Annotated in this window: 23 protein-coding genes; 9 read left to right on the top strand and 14 right to left on the bottom strand. The window is 57.8% G+C overall.

Annotated features, from left to right (window positions below; translation table 11 throughout):
- Positions 1-29: 29 nt before the first annotated feature.
- Together ACW4YW_RS02760 and ACW4YW_RS02755 are read right to left on the bottom strand one after the other, a co-directional pair.
- A complete protein-coding gene (locus ACW4YW_RS02760) occupies positions 30-443 on the bottom strand; it encodes a hypothetical protein (protein WP_457136153.1) in 414 nt (137 codons plus the stop codon).
- A 73-nt stretch (positions 444-516) separates the two neighbouring features.
- A complete protein-coding gene (locus ACW4YW_RS02755) occupies positions 517-681 on the bottom strand; it encodes a DUF1328 domain-containing protein (protein WP_457136152.1) in 165 nt (54 codons plus the stop codon).
- A gap of 119 nt (positions 682-800) precedes the next feature.
- Between ACW4YW_RS02755 and ACW4YW_RS02750 the strand changes: the two genes are divergently transcribed.
- Positions 801-2,213 (top strand): sensor histidine kinase, encoded by a 1,413-nt coding sequence (locus ACW4YW_RS02750; protein ID WP_457136151.1) that lies wholly within the window; start codon positions 801-803, stop codon positions 2,211-2,213.
- A gap of 14 nt (positions 2,214-2,227) precedes the next feature.
- On the opposite strand, the gene ACW4YW_RS02745 is transcribed toward ACW4YW_RS02750, so the two are convergent.
- Positions 2,228-2,926 carry a DUF2490 domain-containing protein gene (locus tag ACW4YW_RS02745; protein ID WP_457136150.1) on the bottom strand — a complete coding sequence of 233 codons (699 nt, stop codon included), beginning with the start codon at positions 2,924-2,926 and terminating at the stop codon, positions 2,228-2,230.
- A 237-nt stretch (positions 2,927-3,163) separates the two neighbouring features.
- On the opposite strand from ACW4YW_RS02745, the gene ACW4YW_RS02740 reads away from it, so the two are divergent.
- Positions 3,164-3,679, top strand: a complete 516-nt coding sequence (locus tag ACW4YW_RS02740) for a BON domain-containing protein (RefSeq protein WP_457136149.1) — start codon at positions 3,164-3,166, stop codon at positions 3,677-3,679.
- Positions 3,680-3,743: 64 nt separating this feature from the next.
- On the opposite strand, the gene ACW4YW_RS02735 is transcribed toward ACW4YW_RS02740, so the two are convergent.
- From ACW4YW_RS02735 to ACW4YW_RS02710, 6 genes are all read right to left on the bottom strand, one after another.
- Positions 3,744-4,310: a lipocalin family protein gene (locus ACW4YW_RS02735; RefSeq protein WP_457136148.1), complete on the bottom strand. Its 567-nt coding sequence runs from the start codon at positions 4,308-4,310 to the stop codon at positions 3,744-3,746.
- A gap of 29 nt (positions 4,311-4,339) precedes the next feature.
- The gene (locus ACW4YW_RS02730; RefSeq protein WP_457136495.1) at positions 4,340-4,795 is read right to left on the bottom strand and encodes a YaiI/YqxD family protein; all 456 of its coding nucleotides are present in this window, start codon (positions 4,793-4,795) and stop codon (positions 4,340-4,342) included.
- A gap of 16 nt (positions 4,796-4,811) precedes the next feature.
- Positions 4,812-6,644 carry a DNA helicase RecQ gene (gene recQ / locus ACW4YW_RS02725; protein ID WP_457136147.1) on the bottom strand — a complete coding sequence of 611 codons (1,833 nt, stop codon included), beginning with the start codon at positions 6,642-6,644 and terminating at the stop codon, positions 4,812-4,814.
- Positions 6,645-6,656: 12 nt separating this feature from the next.
- Positions 6,657-8,237: a DEAD/DEAH box helicase gene (locus ACW4YW_RS02720; RefSeq protein ID WP_457136146.1), complete on the bottom strand. Its 1,581-nt coding sequence runs from the start codon at positions 8,235-8,237 to the stop codon at positions 6,657-6,659.
- 231 nt (positions 8,238-8,468) lie between these two features.
- A complete protein-coding gene (locus ACW4YW_RS02715) occupies positions 8,469-9,182 on the bottom strand; it encodes a pseudouridine synthase (RefSeq protein ID WP_457136145.1) in 714 nt (237 codons plus the stop codon).
- Positions 9,183-9,199: 17 nt separating this feature from the next.
- Positions 9,200-9,703, bottom strand: coding sequence for a DUF3617 domain-containing protein (locus tag ACW4YW_RS02710; RefSeq protein ID WP_457136144.1), 504 nt, complete (start codon positions 9,701-9,703; stop codon positions 9,200-9,202).
- A gap of 130 nt (positions 9,704-9,833) precedes the next feature.
- Between ACW4YW_RS02710 and ACW4YW_RS02705 the strand changes: the two genes are divergently transcribed.
- The 5 genes from ACW4YW_RS02705 (at position 9,834) to ACW4YW_RS02685 (ending at position 12,886) form a co-directional block, all read left to right on the top strand.
- Positions 9,834-10,175, top strand: a complete 342-nt coding sequence (locus ACW4YW_RS02705) for a hypothetical protein (RefSeq protein WP_457136143.1) — start codon at positions 9,834-9,836, stop codon at positions 10,173-10,175.
- A gap of 184 nt (positions 10,176-10,359) precedes the next feature.
- Positions 10,360-10,698 (top strand): zinc ribbon domain-containing protein YjdM, encoded by a 339-nt coding sequence (locus tag ACW4YW_RS02700; RefSeq protein WP_457136142.1) that lies wholly within the window; start codon positions 10,360-10,362, stop codon positions 10,696-10,698.
- A gap of 3 nt (positions 10,699-10,701) precedes the next feature.
- Positions 10,702-11,040, top strand: coding sequence for a tRNA-binding protein (locus tag ACW4YW_RS02695; RefSeq protein ID WP_457136141.1), 339 nt, complete (start codon positions 10,702-10,704; stop codon positions 11,038-11,040).
- 226 nt (positions 11,041-11,266) lie between these two features.
- Positions 11,267-12,337 carry a GTP pyrophosphokinase gene (locus tag ACW4YW_RS02690; protein ID WP_457136140.1) on the top strand — a complete coding sequence of 357 codons (1,071 nt, stop codon included), beginning with the start codon at positions 11,267-11,269 and terminating at the stop codon, positions 12,335-12,337.
- A gap of 120 nt (positions 12,338-12,457) precedes the next feature.
- On the top strand, positions 12,458-12,886 hold the full coding sequence (locus ACW4YW_RS02685) for a VOC family protein (RefSeq protein WP_457136139.1): 429 nt from the start codon (positions 12,458-12,460) through the stop codon (positions 12,884-12,886).
- A 78-nt stretch (positions 12,887-12,964) separates the two neighbouring features.
- Here the strand turns inward: ACW4YW_RS02685 and dhaK are convergent, their stop codons facing one another.
- From dhaK to rpiA, 3 genes are read right to left on the bottom strand one after another with little or no spacing between them, the layout of a single operon-like run.
- A complete protein-coding gene (gene dhaK, locus ACW4YW_RS02680) occupies positions 12,965-13,954 on the bottom strand; it encodes a dihydroxyacetone kinase subunit DhaK (RefSeq protein ID WP_457136138.1) in 990 nt (329 codons plus the stop codon).
- A gap of 27 nt (positions 13,955-13,981) precedes the next feature.
- The gene (gene dhaL / locus ACW4YW_RS02675; RefSeq protein ID WP_457136137.1) at positions 13,982-14,620 is read right to left on the bottom strand and encodes a dihydroxyacetone kinase subunit DhaL; all 639 of its coding nucleotides are present in this window, start codon (positions 14,618-14,620) and stop codon (positions 13,982-13,984) included.
- A complete protein-coding gene (gene rpiA, locus ACW4YW_RS02670; protein WP_457136136.1) occupies positions 14,621-15,313 on the bottom strand; it encodes a ribose-5-phosphate isomerase RpiA in 693 nt (230 codons plus the stop codon).
- 96 nt (positions 15,314-15,409) lie between these two features.
- Between rpiA and ACW4YW_RS02665 the strand changes: the two genes are divergently transcribed.
- Positions 15,410-16,192 carry a TrmH family RNA methyltransferase gene (locus ACW4YW_RS02665; protein WP_457136135.1) on the top strand — a complete coding sequence of 261 codons (783 nt, stop codon included), beginning with the start codon at positions 15,410-15,412 and terminating at the stop codon, positions 16,190-16,192.
- Positions 16,193-16,202: 10 nt separating this feature from the next.
- Here ACW4YW_RS02665 and hslO read toward each other — a convergent pair whose 3' ends face one another.
- Complete coding sequence (hslO, locus tag ACW4YW_RS02660) at positions 16,203-17,084, bottom strand: Hsp33 family molecular chaperone HslO (RefSeq protein ID WP_457136134.1); 882 nt, start codon at positions 17,082-17,084, stop codon at positions 16,203-16,205.
- Positions 17,085-17,242: 158 nt separating this feature from the next.
- Here hslO and ACW4YW_RS02655 point away from each other — a divergent pair, with 158 nt between their 5' ends.
- Positions 17,243-18,922, top strand: coding sequence for a diguanylate cyclase (locus tag ACW4YW_RS02655; protein ID WP_457136133.1), 1,680 nt, complete (start codon positions 17,243-17,245; stop codon positions 18,920-18,922).
- Here the strand turns inward: ACW4YW_RS02655 and gluQRS are convergent.
- Entirely contained in the window at positions 18,912-19,811 is a 900-nt protein-coding gene (gluQRS, locus tag ACW4YW_RS02650) for a tRNA glutamyl-Q(34) synthetase GluQRS (protein WP_457136132.1), read from the bottom strand. The two genes, ACW4YW_RS02655 and gluQRS, sit on opposite strands and share 11 nt — an antisense overlap.
- Between the last annotated feature and the right edge of the window lie 10 nt (positions 19,812-19,821).

Here is a 19,821-nt window from a genome sequence, read left to right as displayed (position 1 = left end):
CATGCCGCAAGGCCGGCATGGGCAATGCATCAATCGTCCTTGCTCAAGGCATAACCAACCAGCACTCCGGCGCCTACCGCGAGCGACAATGTGAGCAACGAGCGCTTGCGCAGCCATTTGCGTGACTGGATGCGGCTGCTCTTCAGAGCCTGAGACAATTCCTTGTCCAGCGACTCGGACCAGTCAGAGAAGTTTTCGGTCAGCTGCTCGATGATATGCTCGGTGGCGTTGCCGTGCGCATCCGGATCCAGCACGTCCTTGAGGCTTTCCAGCAAGGCAATCGCCTCCTTCTTGCTGTCGCGGGCCTTGCTTTCCAGTTTGCGGCCCAATTTGCGAACGGAGGCCTTGCCGGCCTTGGCGCTGTCGCTCAAGGCTTCCTGTGCGGTCTCTGCCAACTCGGAGGCTTGGTCTTTAATCTCGGATTGTGTGTTGCTGTTGAACATGTCGTACTCCAATACTGTCTATGGGGGGATTTCGGTGAATCTGGACTACTTTCCTGAAATATCGTGCAGTTGATCAGCGTCTATGAAAAATACCGGCCACCAGCGACACGATGGTGATGATCAGAAAAACGAAGAACAGGATTTTGGCAATCTCTGCCGCACCTGCCGCGATACCGCTAAAGCCGAAAAAAGCGGCAATCAGCGCAATCACAAAAAATATCACGGAGTAATGCAACATTATTTTTCTCCTTGGTTGTTCGGTGTACGGTTTACACTGTAGGCTTTTGATCGGCCCGGAATTAGCAGACAGCCACTGAATCGCTTGTCAGAAAAGACTTACACGATGTTTGGAATACCATGAATATCAAAGCCATCGGCAACAAAATAACCGGATGGGGCGAAAGCCTTGTCAGGCGGCTTGGCGGAAGGGTGCTGGCCATTCTGTTTGCCTCCATGATCCTGGCCTTGGTTTCCGTCATGTTCACTGACGCCTGGCTGGTGGAGCTCGAGCAGCAAAACGTCCAGATCGACCAAGCGCAGCGCAATATCGCCGTGCTGCATCAGTTGCGTACCAGCCTCAACCTCGCCGAGAGCGCGCAGCGCGGATATTTGCTCACCCAGCGCCAGGAACTGGTCACCACCTTCAACCAGGAAATCGAGGCATCACGCCGTCATATCCGCAAGATTGAAGGCTTGTTCAACGACAAGACGGTCGCGATGCGCGGCAAGCAGGAGCAAAACTGGCTGATCGCCCTCAACTCGACCCTCGAGGCCAAAAACGCGGAAATGAAGCTCGCCATTTCCCTGGTGCAGTCGGGCAAGGCGGAAGAAGCGATGCAAGTGATCAAGCTGGATCAGGGCGTCATCGAGATGGCGAGGTTCATGCAGTATTCGCAGATATTGCTGAACCAGCAGCACGAAGCGCAGGCGCAACTGGTAAAGAAGCGCGAGCAGACCATCGTCATCACCCGCATCGCCTTGGTCGGCACGGCGCTGATCCTCATCCTGCTCGTGATCATGGTGATTCGGCAACTGGTGCAGGAAATGAACAGCCGCGACCATTTGCGCCAGCAGCTGGCACGGGATTGCGCAGCCTACGAGGAGCGCATCCGCAGCAATTCCTACATGATGAAGACGCTGGCTCTGGATTACCAGTCCGACGTGGAGCGCGCGCGGCAAAAGCTGGCGCGCGACCTGCATGACGAGCTGGGCTCCATTCTCACGGCCACCAAGATGGATATTTCCTGGACCATACGCCGCGTGAAGGACCAGGACCCGGAGATCGTGGAAAAGCTCGACAAGACCATGCGCTACCTGAACCAGGGCATCCAGTTCAAGCGGCAGGTGGTACAGAACCTGCATCCATCCATCATCACCACCATCGGGTTCTGGCCGGCATTGAAATCGCTGATCGAGGACATGGCGGAACGCAACGACTGGAAGCTGGACCTTATCCTACCGAATGAGCAGATCGAGTTACCCGAAACGCTGGGCCTGATCGCGTATCGCGTGGTGCAGGAAAGCCTGAATAACGCGAGCAAGTACGCCTACGCCACCAAGGTGTCGGTGCATATGGTGGATGCGTTGGATTACCTCAAGCTGGAGATCGAAGACAACGGCGTGGGGGCGGACCTGGACAAGACTTCCGCCAGCACCCACGGCCTTTCCGGCATCCGCAACCGCATCATGGCGATCGGCGGGCGCGTGGATATCACCAGCGCGCCCAACCGGGGTTTCCACCTGGTGGCGATCATCCCGACCAAGCTTTAAGTCGGGTCTTTTAGCTAGAAACGCAGGAACAGCGATGTGGAAAGGACATGGTTCATGCGGTCGAACTCATGTCCGCGGACATATTGGTTGACATAGCCGATCTCGAGCCGGGCATTTTGCGCCGCCTGCCAGGCTATTCCGGCAAACGCGCGGTTCTGGTCGAAGCCGCTCATGGCGCCCCAGTCCGTGCTGCGGGTGCTGACGAATAGCTCGTCCCATAACAGCCAGCTTAGCGATTCCGTCCCCTCGATCTTCTTGATGGCGCGCACCAATTGCCGTACGCGGTGGCCTGTGTCGTGCCCGGTATCGAAATTGCGTTGTTCCAGCCGCGTGCGGCTCGTGATGACAATGCCGTTCGAGGTCGGGGGAAAGGTGTACATGAATTGCTGCCACCAGCGCTGCTCGTGGTTGGTGCCTTGCGCCGTGTGCGTCCTGACGTCGGCATAGCCCAGCCAGATGCTTGCGCGGTCTGAAACCCAGTAGTTGATGGCCGGCCGGATGAGGGTCTGGTCGTGCTCCCGTCCTTCCTCCTTCAAACGCGGCTGCAACTCAGCGTACCAGCCGATGCGGCTTTCCTTCGCCAGCTTGCCTTCCATGGTCAGGTTGAACCAGAACCGGCTATCTTCCTCGACCTCGGCATATGTCCAGCAGGCGCTTGTGCCCAGTACCCCAATCGACAATCCGCGCAGCAAGCGTATGGTATTAAATCTCATGCAAATTCCTTCTCTTGAACCAATCTGTCGTCGTGACGACCGGCAAGGTTGATCGTTGAGGGTGTGACTGTAACCCACGCATCCATAAAAGGCGAGTTTGGAGGGCGAATCCGCAGCCAGGTTGTCAGTTGCCTCTGACACGATTTGCAGCGGCGCGCTGACGGTGGCGGATGTCGGATGACATTACCATGCATGCATGTTTCACGATTTACCGTCCTACCTACAGAGGAGAGCAATATGCATCGTTCTATCAAGACCAATATCATTTCCGCCGCCATCAGCGTATTGCTGGGAACCGCTGCAAGCGGTGCGTGGGCGGTATCGGTTTCCGACGAGCTCAACCAGAGCCCCGACGTGAAGCAGTTCCATGAACTGGACACCAATAACGACGGCCACTTGAACTATACCGAGGCCAGCCGCGACAGCTTCTACACCAAGGAGCACTTCAATGCCGCCGACAAGAACAAGGACGCCAAGCTGACCCAGGAAGAATACAGCAACTACAAAACCGCCCAGCAGAAAAAGGAAGTGGGCCGCGTAGTGGATGACAGCACCATCACTGCCAAGGTCAAGGCCAACATCCTGAAGGAGGAAGGCTTCAAGGGCCTGCAAGTCAGTGTGGAAACCTACAAGGGCGTGGTGCAGTTGAGCGGTTTCGTCAACAGCAAGGCCCAGATCCAGAAAGCCGGCGAAGTGGCCAAGGCGGTTGAAGGTGTGAAATCGGTCAAGAACAACCTGATCGTCAAGGGCTAAACGGCAAGCAAGTAGCCATATAAAAAAGCCTGTGGTTGTCCACAGGCTTTTTTACTTTCTACCGTTAGCGGCGCATGGTGTCCTGGTGCGGCAGCTTCATGCCGGGCTGTGCGCCATGCTCGACGAAAATCAGCTTTCTGGTGTCGAAGCCCAGGTGCTGGGCCCTGGCAATCAGTTCCGCCTTGACCGGGTAGGACAGCTCCGGCGTGCGCGAGAGTATCCAGAGGTATTCGCGATTGGGTCCCGCCACCAGAGAGAAATTGTAATTGACGTGGTCCAGCACCAATATGTTGTAAGCGCCGTAGAACGGGCCGAAAAACGATACCTTCAACTTGCCGGTATTCGGGCCATCGACAAAATAGGCTTTGCCTTCCGCCTCTTTCCAGGCCTGTTTTTCCGGGTCGTATCCGCGGTTGATCACTTTCAGGCCGCCGTCCTCGCGTTTGCTATAGGTCGCGGTGACCTGTTGCAAGCCTCGCTCGAACGAATGGTCCAGACGCGCAATCTCGTACCAGGTGCCCAGGTATTGGTCGGGCTTGAAATGGGTGACGGGCTGCAAGCCTTGGGGCGTCCCCGTGCCGGTGCAAGCCAACAGGCAGGATGCGAGCATCAGGCAAAATATGCGTTTCATGATCATCATGTTCCCTTCATCCAGCCCTTCTATTTCCCCGGCACCTGCCGCGCAATGAAACGGTCCAGCGCAGCCGCGAACGCCTGCCGGTCTGCCTGACTGAACGAGGCGGGTCCGCCCAGTTCCACGCCGCTGCTGCGCAGGTCCTCCATGAAGTGCCGCATGGCGAGCCGCTCGCCTATGCTGCCCTTGTCGTACATTTCCCCGCGCGGGTTGAGCGCGTGGCCCTCCTTGGCGATCACTTCCGCCGCAAGCGGAATGTCCGCGGTAATGACGAGGTCGCCCGGCTGGAGTTTTTGCACGATCTCCTTGTCTGCCACATCGAACCCGCCTGGTACCTGCAAGGCGCGGATATGGGGCGAGGGCGGCACACGCAGCAGTTTGTTGGCGACCAGCGTGACCATGATGCCGGTACGGTCCGCGGCGCGGAACAGGATTTCCTTCACCGCTACCGGACAGGCGTCCGCATCAACCCAGATCTGCATGGTGCCGGTCTTTGCGTTAGTTTGCATATTCTTCCAATACCTCCAGGAACGCGTCGCCGTAATGCGCCAGCTTGGCGGCGCCTATGCCGCTGATGCGGCCCATTTCCGTCAGGCTGCCGGGTTTCTGGTTGAGGATTTCCAGCAGGGTGCTGTCGTGGAAAATGACATACGGCGGTACTTCCTGCTCACGGGCGAGTTCCAGCCGCTTGGCTTTGAGTGCGAGCCAGAGCGGGTCGTCCTGCACTTCCTTGTAGGCCTCGCGGCTGCGGCTGGCGCGTTCGGCCTTGCTTGCGGTGCGCGTGGCAGGCGGATCGCTGCGCAGCCAGATTTCCGTTTCCCCGCGCAGCAACGGCCTGGCTTCCTCGGTAAGGCGCAGGCCGCCGTAGCCCTCCATGTCGGTGGAAAGCAGCCCGGCCGCCACCAGCTGGCGAAACACGCTGCTCCATTGCGCCTGGCTCAGGGCCTTGCCGATGCCGAAGGTGGTCAGCGAGTGGTGGTTGAAGCGCTTGATCTGGTCGGTCGTCTTGCCCAGCAGGATGTCGATGAGGTGGCCCGCGCCGAAGCGCTGGCCGCTGCGGTAAACGCACGAAAGCGCCATGCGCGCGGCTTCGGTGCCGTTCCAGGTGTCCACCGGGTTGAGGCAGTTGTCGCATTGCCCGCAATTGCCCGGATGCTGCTCGCCGAAATAGCGCAAGATGGCCTGGTGGCGGCAGGCAGTGGATTCGCAATAGCCGAGCAGGGCGTCCAGCTTCTGGCGTTCCAGGCGCTTTCTTTCCTCCGGCGTGTCGCCGCCGTCGAGCAATTGGCGCATGTTGACCAGGTCGCCCAGGCCATACACCATCCATGCGTCCGCATCCAGACCGTCGCGCCCGGCGCGGCCGGTTTCCTGGTAATAGCCCTCCATGCTCTTTGGCAGGTCGAGGTGGACGACGAAGCGTACGTTGGGCTTGTCTATGCCCATGCCGAAGGCCACGGTTGCGACCATGATGATGCCTTCCTCGCGCAGGAAGCGCTGCTGGTTGGCCTGGCGCAGGCTGGTGTCCAGCCCGGCATGGTAAGGCAGCGCATCCCAGCCTTGCTCCTTGAGCCAGGCCGCCGTCTCTTCCACCTTGCGCCGCGACAAGCAATAGATGATGCCTGCGTCGTTGGGGTGTTCGGATTCGAGGAAGCTGAGCAATTGCTTGCGAGCGTTGTTTTTCAATGCCACGCGATAGCGGATGTTCGGGCGGTCGAAGCTGGAAACGAATTGCCGCGCGCTTTCCAGGCCCAGGCGCTCGACGATTTCGTTGCGGGTCGGCGTATCGGCGGTGGCGGTGAGCGCGATGCGCGGCACCTCGGGAAACTCCTGGTGCAGCACCGTAAGCTGGCGGTATTCGGGCCGGAAGTCGTGCCCCCATTGCGATACGCAATGCGCCTCGTCGATCGCAAACAGCGCGATGCCGAAGCGCTGCTGGATTTCGTGCAAGGTGCTGAGGAAGTTCGGCGTCATCAGCCGCTCGGGCGCGACATACAACACCTTCATCTCGCCGCGCATCAACGCCTGGTAGACGTTGCGCGCGCTATCGCCGTCCAGGCTGGAATTGAGGAAGGCGGCTTGAATGCCCAGCTGGCGCAAGGCATCCACCTGGTCCTGCATCAGGGCAATGAGCGGGGAAACGACAATGCCGACGCCTTGCCGCAACAGCGCCGGAATCTGGTAGCAAAGCGACTTGCCGCCGCCGGTCGGCATGAGCACCAGCGCATCGCCGCCGTCGGCCACATGGTTGACGATGGCTTCCTGCTCGCCGCGGAAGGCGCTGTAGCCGAAGGTTTGCTCCAGCAGTTGCTGGGCGGCAGTGTTCGCCTGCATGCTTTTCAGATACTAGCGGCGGCCCCGGTTGGGACGCTGCCCTGAGTTATTGTGGAATTGGCGCTTGGGCGGCTGCGGCGGCACGAACAGTCCGACTTGCGGCATGGCCTGGTGGCGCGCGGCTTCAGACAAGAATTTTTCCGGCTTCTTGTTGGCTTGGTCGGTTTGGGCTTGGGGCTTGCTGCGCTGACCTTGTGCTTGCTGCTGGCCTGGCTGTTGTTGGCCTTGCGCGCGCTGCGGCCTGGCTTGGTTTTTTGCTTGGTTATTCCTGCCTTGGCGTGGCTTGTTGCCTGAGCGCGGCTCGGCGTTATTGCCACTGGCGTCGTCGCGCTCGCGCTGGCCTTGGGGGCGGTTGTTCCTGGCCTGGCGGGTTTGCGCAGGCTGCTGTTGCCTTGGCGGGCGGCTTTCTGCGGCAGGTTTTTCGCTAGGTATAAAGTCGCCAGGAATATCCAGTTTTGGAATTTCGCGCTTGATGAGGCGCTCGATGCCCTTGAGCAGCTTGACTTCCTCGCCATCCACCAGCGAAACGGCAGCGCCCGAGCAACCGGCGCGGCCAGTACGGCCAATACGGTGTACGTAGTCTTCCGGCACGTTGGGCAGCTCGAAGTTCACTACTTGCGGCAATTGGTCGATGTCGAGGCCGCGCGCGGCAATATCGGTCGCTACCAGCACCGGCAGGGAGCCGTCCTTGAACTCGGCCAGCGCCTTGGTGCGGGCGGATTGGCTCTTGTTGCCGTGAATCGCGGCGGCAGCGATGCCGTCCTTGCTGAGCTTTTCCGCGAGGCGGTTGGCGCCGTGCTTGGTGCGGGTGAATATCAGCACTTGCTTCCAGTCATGGTGGCGGATCAGGTGCGCGACCAGATCGCGCTTGTGCCCCTGGTTCACCAAATGCACTGTCTGCTCGACCAGTTCCGATGCCGTATTGCGGCGGGCCACTTCCACGTATCCTGGGTTGTGCAGCAGGCCGTCGGCCAGTTCCTTGATCTCGTCGGAGAACGTGGCGGAGAACAGCAGGTTCTGGCGCTTTTTCGGCAGCAACGCCAGCACGCGCTTGATGTCGCGGATGAAGCCCATGTCCAGCATGCGGTCCGCCTCGTCCAGCACCAGGATCTCGATCGCGGACAGGTTTATGGTTTTCTGCGCAGCGTGGTCGAGCAGGCGGCCGGGCGTGGCGACCAGGATATCCAGCGGTTTCTTCAGGCGCTCGATCTGCGGGTTGATGCCCACGCCGCCGAACATCACCATGGATTTAAGCTTCAGGTGCTTGCCGTAGGTCTGTACCGATTCTTCCACCTGGGCGGCAAGTTCGCGCGTCGGCGTCAGGATTAGGCAGCGCGGCTGGCCGGGCTGGGCCTTGATCGGCTTGGAATGCAGCAGGTGCAGCAAAGGCAGGGTAAAGCCCGCTGTCTTGCCAGTGCCCGTCTGGGCGCCGGCCAGCAGGTCGCCGCCGTTCAGCACCAGGGGAATGGCCTGGGCCTGGATCGGGGTGGGGTTGGTGTAGCCGGTATCGGCAATGGCGCGCAGAATGGGTTCTGCCAGGCCGAGATCGGAAAATTGTAGGTTGGAAAGCGTAATGCTTACGTCAGAAGACAAGCTGAAACTCCATTATATTCAAGGGTGTTTTGTCGGCCTGTTACGATGACATAACTCCAATCTAGGCAGACAGCAGGAAGGTATCTGTTAGGATTCTAGACCGCTGCGCGGATTGGATGTAGCGCAGGGAACAGGGATTATACGGCAAAAGTAGGCATGGTGTGGCTGTGCAGACTGAAAATATATATGTCGTCATGCCGGGCTTGCCCCGGCATTCGTACATAACGGACATTACGGCTGCCGTATCGGCGCTACAGCCTCCAGCATCACTGCATCCAGCCAGCGCCATTCTCCCAATGCCAGGTCGTCCGGCAAGGCAAGGCCGCCGATGCGGATGCGCTTCAATGCCTCGACCCGGTTGCTCACCGCGGCCAGCATGCGCTTGACCTGGTGGTATTTCCCCTCTGCCAGCGTCAGGTGCAGTACATGGTCGCCGACCACTTCTGCCGCCAGCGCGGCAACCGGCGCCGGTTCGTCCAGCAGTTGCACGCCGCTCAGCAGCGCAGCGATTTGCGTTTCATCCAAAGGATGCTTGGTGGTGACTTCGTAGACCTTGGGCACTTTCCACTTGGGCGAGCTCATGCGGTGGATGAACTGCCCGTCATCCGAGAGCAGCAGCAACCCTGTCGTGTCCTCGTCCAGCCTGCCTATGCTCTGCACGCCGCGTTCCAGCAGCGGCGCGGGCAGCAGGCTGAAAATGCTCGGGTGGTGCTGCGGCTTGTGCGAGCATTCATAGTGCGCGGGCTTGTTCAGCATCAGGTAGGCTTGCGTGCGGAATTGCCATGCTTCGCCGCGCACGGTGAAATTGAGGTTCTCGGGATCAAACTCGGAAAAGGGGAAATTGCACACCTCGCCGTTCACGGTGACCTCGCCGTGGCGGATCATCGAGCGGCAAATCTTGCGGGAGCCAAAGCCCTGCGAATGCAGGATACGTTCAAGTTGCATAGGGTTGGAATAAGGAATTATGGCTGATAAGTAGGAAGATCGGCATCGCAAGCGGGCTTGACCCACTTGCCGCTGATGGATGAGTTCTGGTTCACGGGCAGGCCCTGCGCAGTGCCCTGCATTGAAATGCTGCCCTGGAACGCGCTGTCGCTGAGCAAGGTCATATCGAAGCGGCCGTTGCCCTTGATCGCGCCATTGCAGCTGACGTCCCCGGTGACTTTGTCGACGTTGTGCTGGTAGTTGCGCACGCTGCAGCCGTCTTCCGTCTGCGGCAGCAGCGGCTGTTTCAGCTTGGCCTGCTCAGGCGTAATGCATTGCTGCGTCACGATCGCATTGCCGCCTACCGGCAGCTCGATGCCGAATTGCCGCAACTGTTCCAATTGCTCAGGCGCAATGGCGGGCAGGCCTTGTATCGTCACGGAGGTTTCCCACTGGCCCGGTTTGATCTGGTCGATGGCAAGCGCGGGCAAGGGGCTGAGGAACAGGGAGTACAAACATAATCTTGCAATGCGGTTGGGCATGGGCTGGCGTGGTGTCGACAATAGTGGGACAAGTATAACACCCGGGAGCCGGCCGCCTGGAATCGAGCGAAGCAAGCAAGAAAAGTGCGCAGCCTTTACAGGCCGGAAATGCATTATGGTGATTTAAAATATGCTGACCGATGGCCGCAGCATGCCAAGCCTTGAAATTATCCAATCTTATGCGAGGACCCCTATGAAGCCCTACGTCGTCTTGTTCATGCTAATTGCTGTTTTCCAAGTGCTTCCAGCCAATGCCGGGGAGAAAAGCTGTATCGCGGAGGCGGGCAAACGCCACGCCGAGATGCTGGTGAAATGGTGCAGGAACGTCAGCCCCGCGACGCATCCGCCGTGCAATGCGGCGAATAGCTGCGACTTGATCATTGATGAGATCAAACGCGGCTGTGCGTTCCTCAAGAGCGAGAAGAACCCGCCTTATTATTGTCGGCTGACGTATGCCGATAGCGATGAGTAAAGCATTTCGCTAGGGATGTTCCCTTGGCGGTGTCGGCATGAGAATCGTGCATAGTCCCAGGCTGATCAGGGTTACCAGGGCAGGGAGTGTATAATAACCATGTTGTAATATTGGTTAATTGGCAGCCGGTGATGTGCCGGGCCTTGCCGTGCAACTTCTTTGTTTAATCCAGAAGCGAGTCAAAATGAGTGAATTACCTAATTGTCCCCAATGCAGTTCCAGCTACACCTACCAGGATGGCGGCCTATTCATCTGCCCGGAATGTGCGCATGAGTGGACGACCGACAGCGAAGAGGCGACGGGCAGCGATTTCATCGTCAAGGACGCCAACGGCAACCTGCTGCAGGACGGCGACACCATTACCGTGATCAAGGACCTCAAAGTCAAGGGCTCCTCGCTGGTGGTCAAGGTAGGCACCAAGGTCAAGAACATCCGCCTGGTGGATAGCGACCACAACATCGACTGCAAAATTGACGGCATCGGCGCGATGAAGCTGAAATCGGAGTTCGTGAAAAAGGCCTGAGCCATGAACGACATCAGCTTCGAGGATTTTCTCAAGGTGGAATTGCGCGTGGGCGAAGTGGTTGCCGCCGAGATATTCGCGGCAGCCCGCAAGCCCGCCTACATATTGCATATTGATTTCGGCCCGGAAATAGGGATATTGAAATCCAGTGCCCAAATTACTGTGCATTACCAGCCGGATGAATTGATCGGCAAGCAGGTAGTGGCGGTGGTGAATTTTCCTGCAAAGCAGATCGGTCCTATTCAGTCGCAATGCCTGGTGACTGGGTTCCATGATGAGAATGATGCAGTGGCTTTGTGCGTGCCGGATAAATTGGTGCCTAAGGGGACGAGGCTGCTTTAGATATGGATTGAAGGTGTTGTTGTTGCGTTACGGTAAATTCCAAGTAAGTTTTAGCTTTCACGATATAACTTGAGCTAAAAGTCATCTGCTAAATTGTAGGCAAGCTAAATTTTGGATATCACGCCTATTATGTTGAAATGATTAACATAGTAATTGACTTCGGCCTCAATGCTTCAATACTATCTGGCTACCTCAATATAATTAGCTATCCCATAAAGAGCCAACCATGCCATCTTTAGACTTTGAAGCCGAGAAGACTCTATTTCGTGAATTTCACACTTCGAGCCACAAACTACTTGAGGATGCGAAAGATTCCTTTGTTGCATTAATCAACGCATTATTGATTCACGCTGGATCAATTGCCGTTTCAAAAATAGATGGCCGTGTCAAAGATCGCGAGGAGTGCATAAAGAAGTTCAACTTGAAATACAGAACGACTCTTGAGTCTAGTTCGACACCGTACAGCATACGTGACTGCGTCACCGATTTGATAGGACTAAGGGTTGTTTGTCTGTATGAAGACGACATTGAAAAGATTGAGCAGTGTTTATCAAGTCATTTCACGGTTGTAGATAAGACCGACAAGATATCACAAGTAGAGAATACAGAGGGTTCTTTCGGATATAAGGGATTACATCTTGACTTAAGGCTTAACGAAAGCAGAAAGATACTGCCCGAGTACAGCAAGTATTCAGAATTCACGTTTGAGGTGCAGATCAGAACAATTATTCAGGACTCCTGGAGTGTTCTAGACCATAAAATTAAGTATAAAAAGTCTATTCCAACCAGATTGAAGCGTCGAATTAATACGTTAGCCGCACTTTTTGAGCTTGCAGACCGAGAGTTTCGAGAAATTCGAGATTCAACGGTTGAAGAGATCGAGAAAGAAGAAATATCTGAAGCTGCTCTTCAGCAAGAAACTGACGAGAGCCAAGATTCACCAACCCAAGAAAAATTTCATTACTCAAGATTAAATGTATTTAGCTTTCTGAAGATAGCGAAGCATTTTTTTAATGGTTTTGAGTTTGAGGCGCATAAGGTTGACGGTTTTACGCAAGAAATTATCAATATGAAGCCAGATATCAGCAGAGGGAAGTTTAACTTCTATGTGAGAGAGAATATCGCAAAAGTTAAGCGTTATCAGTCTTGGTTTGAGGATAATAATCAGAATGACAATTTAAACCCTTACACAGTTATCCGCCACTGTCTTTACCTCGGCGACAAAGAAATATTTGCCAATATTCTCACAAATGTTGCAAAGGAAAGCTTCAATCAATGGCTGAGCGACAATGGCTAGAGATGAGAAGTAAGAAAAACCTTAATAAACCGCTCGCTCGGATGCGACATGCTTAGGTCTTGGTATTGAAGCAGCAAAGACCTCTCATAAGAAGTTGAACTCAACACGAGGAGCATTTTTATGGAAACACAACAACTGCATCGAGGTCGTCTGATTGACCATATTCAGTTGGTAGTGCAAGACCTTTCTGCCAGCCAAGCCTTTTATGCCGCTGTTCTTGCTTCTCTGAATGTCCCGATGGGCGGCACTGGTGACGGTTTTTTCTGGGCCGATGAGCTGTTTGTAACGTCTATTGCTAGCCCAGCCGCGCTGGGAGCCTTAACCGGTCGCCATCACTTAGCGTTTCAAGCGCAGGATCGAGCGATGGTCGACAGCTTTTATAAGGCCGCGCTTGCGCATGGCGGCAAGGATAACGGTGCTCCTGGGGAGCGTGCTTATCATCCGGGTTACTACGCTGCTTTCGTCTTAGATCCAGACGGTAATAATATCGAAGCTGTTTATCATGGTGAGGCGATTCGAAGCTCGGCCTCTGTGGTGATTACTTTCTAACCATGATCTATCAACGAAATAGCTAATCCAGAACAAAAATGCCGCATTCAGCGGCATTTTTTATTTCATTGGGATGCTTTAGCACTGCCAGCGCAACGCGGCAGTGTGCACCGGGCTGTCCCAATGCTGCCTGATTTCATCATCAAGCAGGGTGACTGTGATGGAGGCACCCGCCATATCGAGGGCGGTGGTGTAGTTGCCTACCAGTGATCGGCTGATGACCAGGCCATGCGCTTGCAGCAGCTTAGATGCGCTGTTGTAGAGCAGGTATAGCTCCATGAGCGGGGTGGCGGCGAAGCCGTTGATCAATAGCAGAACCTCGCTGCCCGGCGTCGGCTTGAGGTCTTCCAGGATGGCGGCGACCAGGTCTGCGACGATGGCGTCTGCGTTTCTCATCGCTTCGCGCCTGCGTCCAGGCTCGCCGTGGATGCCGACGCCTATTTCCAGTTCTGTTTCGTCAATATCGAAAGTAGGCCTGCCTGCTGCGGGCACGGTGCAGCTGGTGAGGGCGACGCCCATCGAGGCGGTGCGGCTGTTGACCTTGTCACCGAGCGCCTTGCAAGCGGCGAGGTCGGCTCCGGTCTCAGCCAGGCTGCCCACGACCTTCTCCACGATCACGGTGCCTGTCACGCCGCGGCGGCCGGTGGTGTAGGTGGAGTTCTCCACCGCGACGTCGTCGCTGGTGAGCACGGTAGCGTTTTCGAACGGCAGCATCTCGGCTGCCATCTCGAAGTTCATCACGTCACCCGCGTAGTTCTTGACGATGAACAGCACACCCTTGCCGGCATGCACGGCCTCGGCCGCTGCCAGCATCTGGTCGGGGGAAGGGGAGGTGAACACATGGCCGGGGCAGGCGGCATCCAGCATGCCGTAACCGATATAGCCGCTGTGCAGCGGCTCATGGCCCGAGCCGCCGCCGGAGATGATGGCGACCTTGTTTTCTGCTTTTTCCCTGCGGGTAAGGAAGTGCGGTGCCAGGTTGAGGCTGACGATATCCGCATGCGCCGCAGCAAAGCCGCTCAGGCTTTCGGTGAGGATGTCGTCGACGTTGTTGATGAATTTTTTCATGTTTTTCTCTCCTCCTTTGCGCTGGCTTCAGGAAGTCTGGTGCTGTTTTGCCAGTTCGGTAATGGTGTGGATGATGATCTGGCTGCTGCGCGCACCGGGATCGATATGGCCGATGGCGCGTTCGCCGAGGAAGGCGGCGCGGCCTTTGGTGGCGATCATGTCCCTGGTGGATAGCATGCCTTGTTCTGCGGCCTGCTGGAGGGCGTCGAATACCTGGACCGGGCCAGCGTTCGCTGCTGTGAGGCGGCTGAAAGTGTCCGCTACCGGGATCAGGGTATCCAGCATGGTTTTCTCGCCTGCATCGGCCTTGCCGCGCTGCTTGATGGCCTCGACACTGGCATGGAAAGCGGCGGCGATTTCGGCCAGGCTGCTGATGTCGCCGGCTTTTTCCACCTTGGCCATGGTCATGAAGAAGGTCGCGATCAGCGGGCCTGAGGCGCCGCCTATGGTGGAAAGCAATTTCATGCCGATGCGTTGCAACGCGTCGGCAGGCGGCAGCGGCGCGAGCTCCTCACGCATGGCGAGCAGGGCGGCGCAGCCGCGTTTGAGGTTGATGAAGTGGTCGCCGTCGCCGATCTCGCGGTCCAGCGACTCCAGTTCGGCCTCGCTGTTGAGTACGGCCTCATTGACCGCGGCGATGGCTTCAAGGATGAATTCGGTTCTCATTTAAATATTTCCAGGCCTCTTCCAGATTTCTTCCACCTGGCCGTTGTCGGCCACGAATACGGCATCGGCAAGCTCCTCGAACACGCCATGCTCGACTATGCCCGGAATGTCGTTGAGCAGCTGGTTGAGCTCATCGCTCTTGAAGGTTTTCGGCAGCGCAAGCTCCAGCACCAGGCTACCGTGCGAGGTGATGGCCCAGCCGTCCTTGGCGGCATTTTCCCGCAGGCTGCTTGCGACGCCGAGTTGTTGCAATGAGGCCTGGACCAGTTGCCAGGCAAATGGGATGACTTCTACCGGGATGGGGAATTTCTCGCCCAGGTGGCCCACCAGCTTGCTTTTGTCGACCAGCACGATGAAGCGCTCGCTGGCGCGGGCCAGCAGTTTTTCGCGCACGAGGTCGTAGCCGCGCCCCTTGAGCAGGGCGAGGTTGGTGGTGACTTCATCGGCGCCGTCCACGTAGAGGTCAAGTTTATTGAGGTGTTCCAGCGCTACCAACGGCAAGTCTTGCTCCTGCGCCTTGATGGTGCTGGCTACCGAGCTGGCGGCTGCGGTGATACGCAGGCCTTCCTCGCGGTGGCGGCGCGCGAGCTCCTCGATAAAGTAATTGGCTGTGGAGCCGGTGCCCAGGCCCACTACCATGCCATCTTGAACATGGCTTGCCGCCTGGATGGCGACTAGCTGTTTGTCGTTCATCGGGTTTCTCCTCCGGGTTACGCTGGCGTTTTTGCACGGGCTTTAACTTGCTGTTCGGGTAAAATGCTCTGCATCTCAAGTCCCGTGCGATTTTTCATGACATTTAAACATATCACTTCCCGCGATAACAGCCTGTTCAAGCAATTGAAGAAACTGGCCGACAATGCGCGGGAGCGGCGCAAGAACAATGAAACCTTGCTGGACGGGGCGCATTTGCTCACGGCCTATATCGAGCGTTTCGGCATGCCGAAACTGCTGGTGATTGCGGAGGGCGAATCCACCAACGAGGTGGTCGGCCTGTTGCAGGAGCTTTCCGATGTGCCGACGGTGATGTTCACGACCTTGATGTTCGCCGAACTGTCGCCTGTGGCGACGCCGACCGGGATTCTTGCGCTGGTGGATATTCCGCAGCTGCCGGTGCCCGAGCAGCCGGATTTCCTCTTGATGCTGGAAGATATCCAGGACCCGGGCAACCTGGGTAGCATGCTGCGTTCCGCGGCTGCGGCCGGGGTCGAGGGGGTCTACTTGTCCCTGGGATGTACGGATGCCTGGTCGCCCAAGGCCTTGCGCGGCGGACAGGGGGCGCAATTCGTATTGCCGATTGTCGAGCGCGCCGATCTGGCGCAGGCGGCGCAGGCATTCGTCGGACAGACGCTGGCGACTACGCTGGTGGGGGAGCCGCTCTACGGCATGGATTTGCAACAGCCGACGGCGTTCGTGATCGGCAATGAGGGAGCCGGTTTGAGCGAGGCGCTGATTGCCGCCGCCACCCGCCAGGTGAGTATTCCCATGGCCGGGAAGGTGGAGTCTTTGAACGCCGCGGCGGCAACTGCGGTATGCCTGTTTGAGCGCAGCCGCCAGAAGGCGGCGCATAGTTAGGATAGCCCGGCTAGTGGCGGACGTTGTTGCCGGGCAGAACGATTTCCGCGGTGAATAGTTGCTCGGCATCCACCTGGTCGAAGTGATATTCCGCGTTGCAGAAGTCGCAGTTGATATCAATGGTGTGTTGCTCGGCCAGGATGTCGGCGACTTCCTCTTCCCCCAGCATGCGCAGCATGTTGCCCACGCTCTCGCGCGAACAGCTGCAATGGAACTTGATGGCTTGTTCCTTGAACAGCCGCACGTCTTCTTCGTTGAACAGGCGCTTGATCAATGACACCGCGGCGAGGTCGAGCAGTTCTTCGTCCTGCACCGTATCCGCCAGCATGGTGATGCGGTTCCAGGCATCGGGGTCGGCATTATCGGGCTGGTCGGGCAGCTTCTGCACCAGCATGCCTGCTGCGCTCTTGCCGTTGCAGGCGAGCCACATGCGGGTATCGATCTGTTCCGAGCGCTGCATGTAGTTCTGCAGTATTTCGGCGATGCTGGCGCCCTCGACCGGCACAATGCCCTGGTAAGCCTGGCCGCCGTCGCGCGGATCCAGCGTGATGACGAAATGACCGTCGCTGACCATCTCGCTGAAGCTCATTCCGCCGAGTTCTTCCGACCATTTTGCCGTGGCGCGTATGCCGAGGTCCGAAGTGCATTCCACCACCAGCAGCTTCAAGGGCCCTTTGCCCTGCACCTGCAGCACCAATGCGCCGCCTTGCAGCTTGAGCGTGGCGGCCAGCAAGACGCTCGCAGCCATGAGCTCGCCCAGCGTCTGGCTCAGGACGGAAGGGAAGTCATGGTGTTGCAATGCCTGGCTGAAGCTTTCGTCCAGGTGGACTATATTGCCGCGCACGGAAGTACTTTCAAACAGGAAGCGGTGCAGTTGGTCACTGATTTGCATGGAATCCCAAGGCGTGATGGAAGTTGCTGATGAGCGACAATGATACCACCGCGAGGGGCCGGAATCAGGGCCGGATGCAGCGTAGGGAAGTAGTCCGGTTTTAAAATTATGATTTATCTATATAATTTGGCAATAAGAAAAATAAGCAGCAGAACCTAGTGAAAAAAATCATTCGATTCTTCAATATGCGCCAGCTAGCCGTTGTCCTGATCATCGTGATTGTGCCACTGTTCGCCTGGCTGTCGGTCAAGGCCAACGACGAGCTGATCAATTCGCGGGCGTGGCTCGAGCATACCTACAACGTGCTGCAGGCCCTGCATGACGTACGGGGTGAGCTGGACACGCTGGAAATCGGCCGCAAGGGCTACTTCATCCGCCGCCATGCCGAGCATTTGATGCAGATCAGCCAAGTACGCCATAACGTGCCAGCCAAGCTTGACGTGCTGCGAGGCATGACGGCTGACAATGCCTACCAGCAGGAACGCTTATCCCAACTCCAGGAGGCGCTTGGCCTCCTACTCGAGGAGACCGCCGGCAATATTGCCGATCTCGATGCGCAAAACATTCCTTATGTCGAATACAGCGACAAGGCGATCCCCTTGTTCGAGCGTGCGCGCGTGGCGCTGGGGGAAATGCACGCCCATGAGGACGCCTTGCTGAAAAGCCGCCTCTCCAACAGCGCCAGCAAGCAGTTGAACCTGGACATGGTGCTGCTGTTCATGGGCGTGAGTTTCCTGGCCCTGCTTGGATTCGTGCTGACGAATATGTACCGGGAGCTCCGCCAGCGCCGCAAGGTGGAGGCCGGCTTGCTCAAGAGCCAGATCCAGAACCAGCTGACGGTGCACAACCTGTCGCTGATGGGGGAGCTGAGCAGCCTGTTGCAAGCCTGTACCAGCATTGATGAGTCCCTGGACGTCATCCGCCAATTTGCCGTGCAATTGCTCAATGTCGATGCCGGCGCCATCTACCTGTACCGCGAATCGCGCAACCAGGTCGAGGAAAAAGCGAGTTGGGGCGGCACCCTGAAAAGTGCCCCGATTTTCCAGCCGGACGATTGCTGGGCGCTGCGCCGTGGCGAACCCCATGCCGCCGGGGGGCAGCATGATTCATTGCCATGCCGCCACCAGCAGGATGCCGAGGGCGTGTACAGCCTGTGCATCCCGGTTGTGGCGCAAGGGAACGTGCTTGGCGTATTGCACCTGGAGAAACATCAGGGAGAGCCGCTGGAAGAGGTGCAGCGCAAGCTGGCTGTTACCCTTGCCAGCCAGGTCGCCCTGGCCATGGCGAGCATGAAAATGCAGGAGACGTTGCGCAACCTGTCGGTGCGCGACCCGCTCACCGGCCTGTTCAACCGCAGGTATATGGAGGAGTCTCTGCAGCGCGAGCTCGCGATCGCCCAGCGCAAGCAGCGTCCCCTGGGGGTGGTGATCCTCGACCTGGACCATTTCAAGACCTTCAACGATAACTTTGGCCATGATGCGGGCGATTTCCTGTTGCGGGAGATCGGCGCGCTGCTGGTGTCGAACTCGCGATCCAGCGATATTGTCTGCCGCTTCGGCGGCGAGGAGTTTGTGCTGATCTTCCCGGAAACTAATGCCGCGATCGTCATGGAGCGCACGGAGCATTTGCGCCAGGTGATTTTTGCCCTACAGCTGCAGCATTTCGGACGCTCGCTCGGCCAAGTCTCCGCCTCGTTCGGGCTGGCCTTCTTCCCGGACCATGCGCACACCGGGGAGGAGTTGCTCAGGCTGGCCGACAAGGCGCTCTACCGTGCCAAGGCCGCCGGCCGCAACCGACTGGAAGCGGCATTGGGCGCTACAGACCTGCCTAAACCTTGACGGCGCGCTGGCGCGGGATATTGCCCGGCTGCCAGTGCTGCAAGGCCCATTGCCATAACGCGGCATGGGTATCCCGGCGTAGCGCCTCAGGCGGCTGTTGGCCGAGGAATGCCAAGGCCTGCCAGAGGTCTCCAGGCTTGTCGCGGCTGTCCAGCGCCTGTGCCAGCGTCTGCTTGCTGAGCTTTTCCCCTGTCGCGTTAGTTGCGACGGGTACGTGCAGGTAGGCGGGAGTGGCGTAACCTAGCGCCTGCTGCAGGAAAATCTGCCTCGGCGTGGAGTCCAATAGGTCGGCGCCGCGTACGACATGCGTGATGCCTTGCATCTCGTCGTCCACGACTACCGCGAGCTGGTAGGCAAACAGGCCGTCGGCACGCTTGAGGACGAAATCCCCGATATCGCGCGACAGCACCTGGCTGATTTCCCCTTGTACCGCATCTTGGAAGCTGACGGCGCTGCCGCCCACCTTGATGCGCCATGCGCGTGGGCTTTTGCCAGCGGCCAGGCCGTGGCGGCAGGTGCCCGGGTATACCAGACCGTCGATGCCATGTATGGCCGAATCTGCGATTTCCTTGCGCGAGCAGCCGCACGGATAGAGCAGGCCGCCAGAGGCCAGCTGCTGCAAGGCATCCTGGTAATACATATCGCGCTGGCTTTGGTATAGCACTTCGCCATCCCATTCAAAGCCGTACTCCTCCAACGTCCGCAGGATCAAGCCGGCAGCGCCGGGCATTTGCCTGGGCAGGTCCAGGTCCTCGATGCGCACCAGCCATTCGCCTTGCCTGCTGCGCGCGTCCAGATAGCTTGCGACTGCGGCAATCAGGGAGCCAATATGCAAGGGCCCGGTGGGAGAGGGGGCAAAGCGCCCCCTGGGCTTGGGAGTCTGTGCCACGGCGGCAGGC

Source organism: Methylobacillus pratensis, from assembly GCF_054072455.1.
The sequence above is the reverse complement of the archived record's forward strand: the minus strand, read 5'-3'. Positions and strand labels throughout refer to the sequence as shown.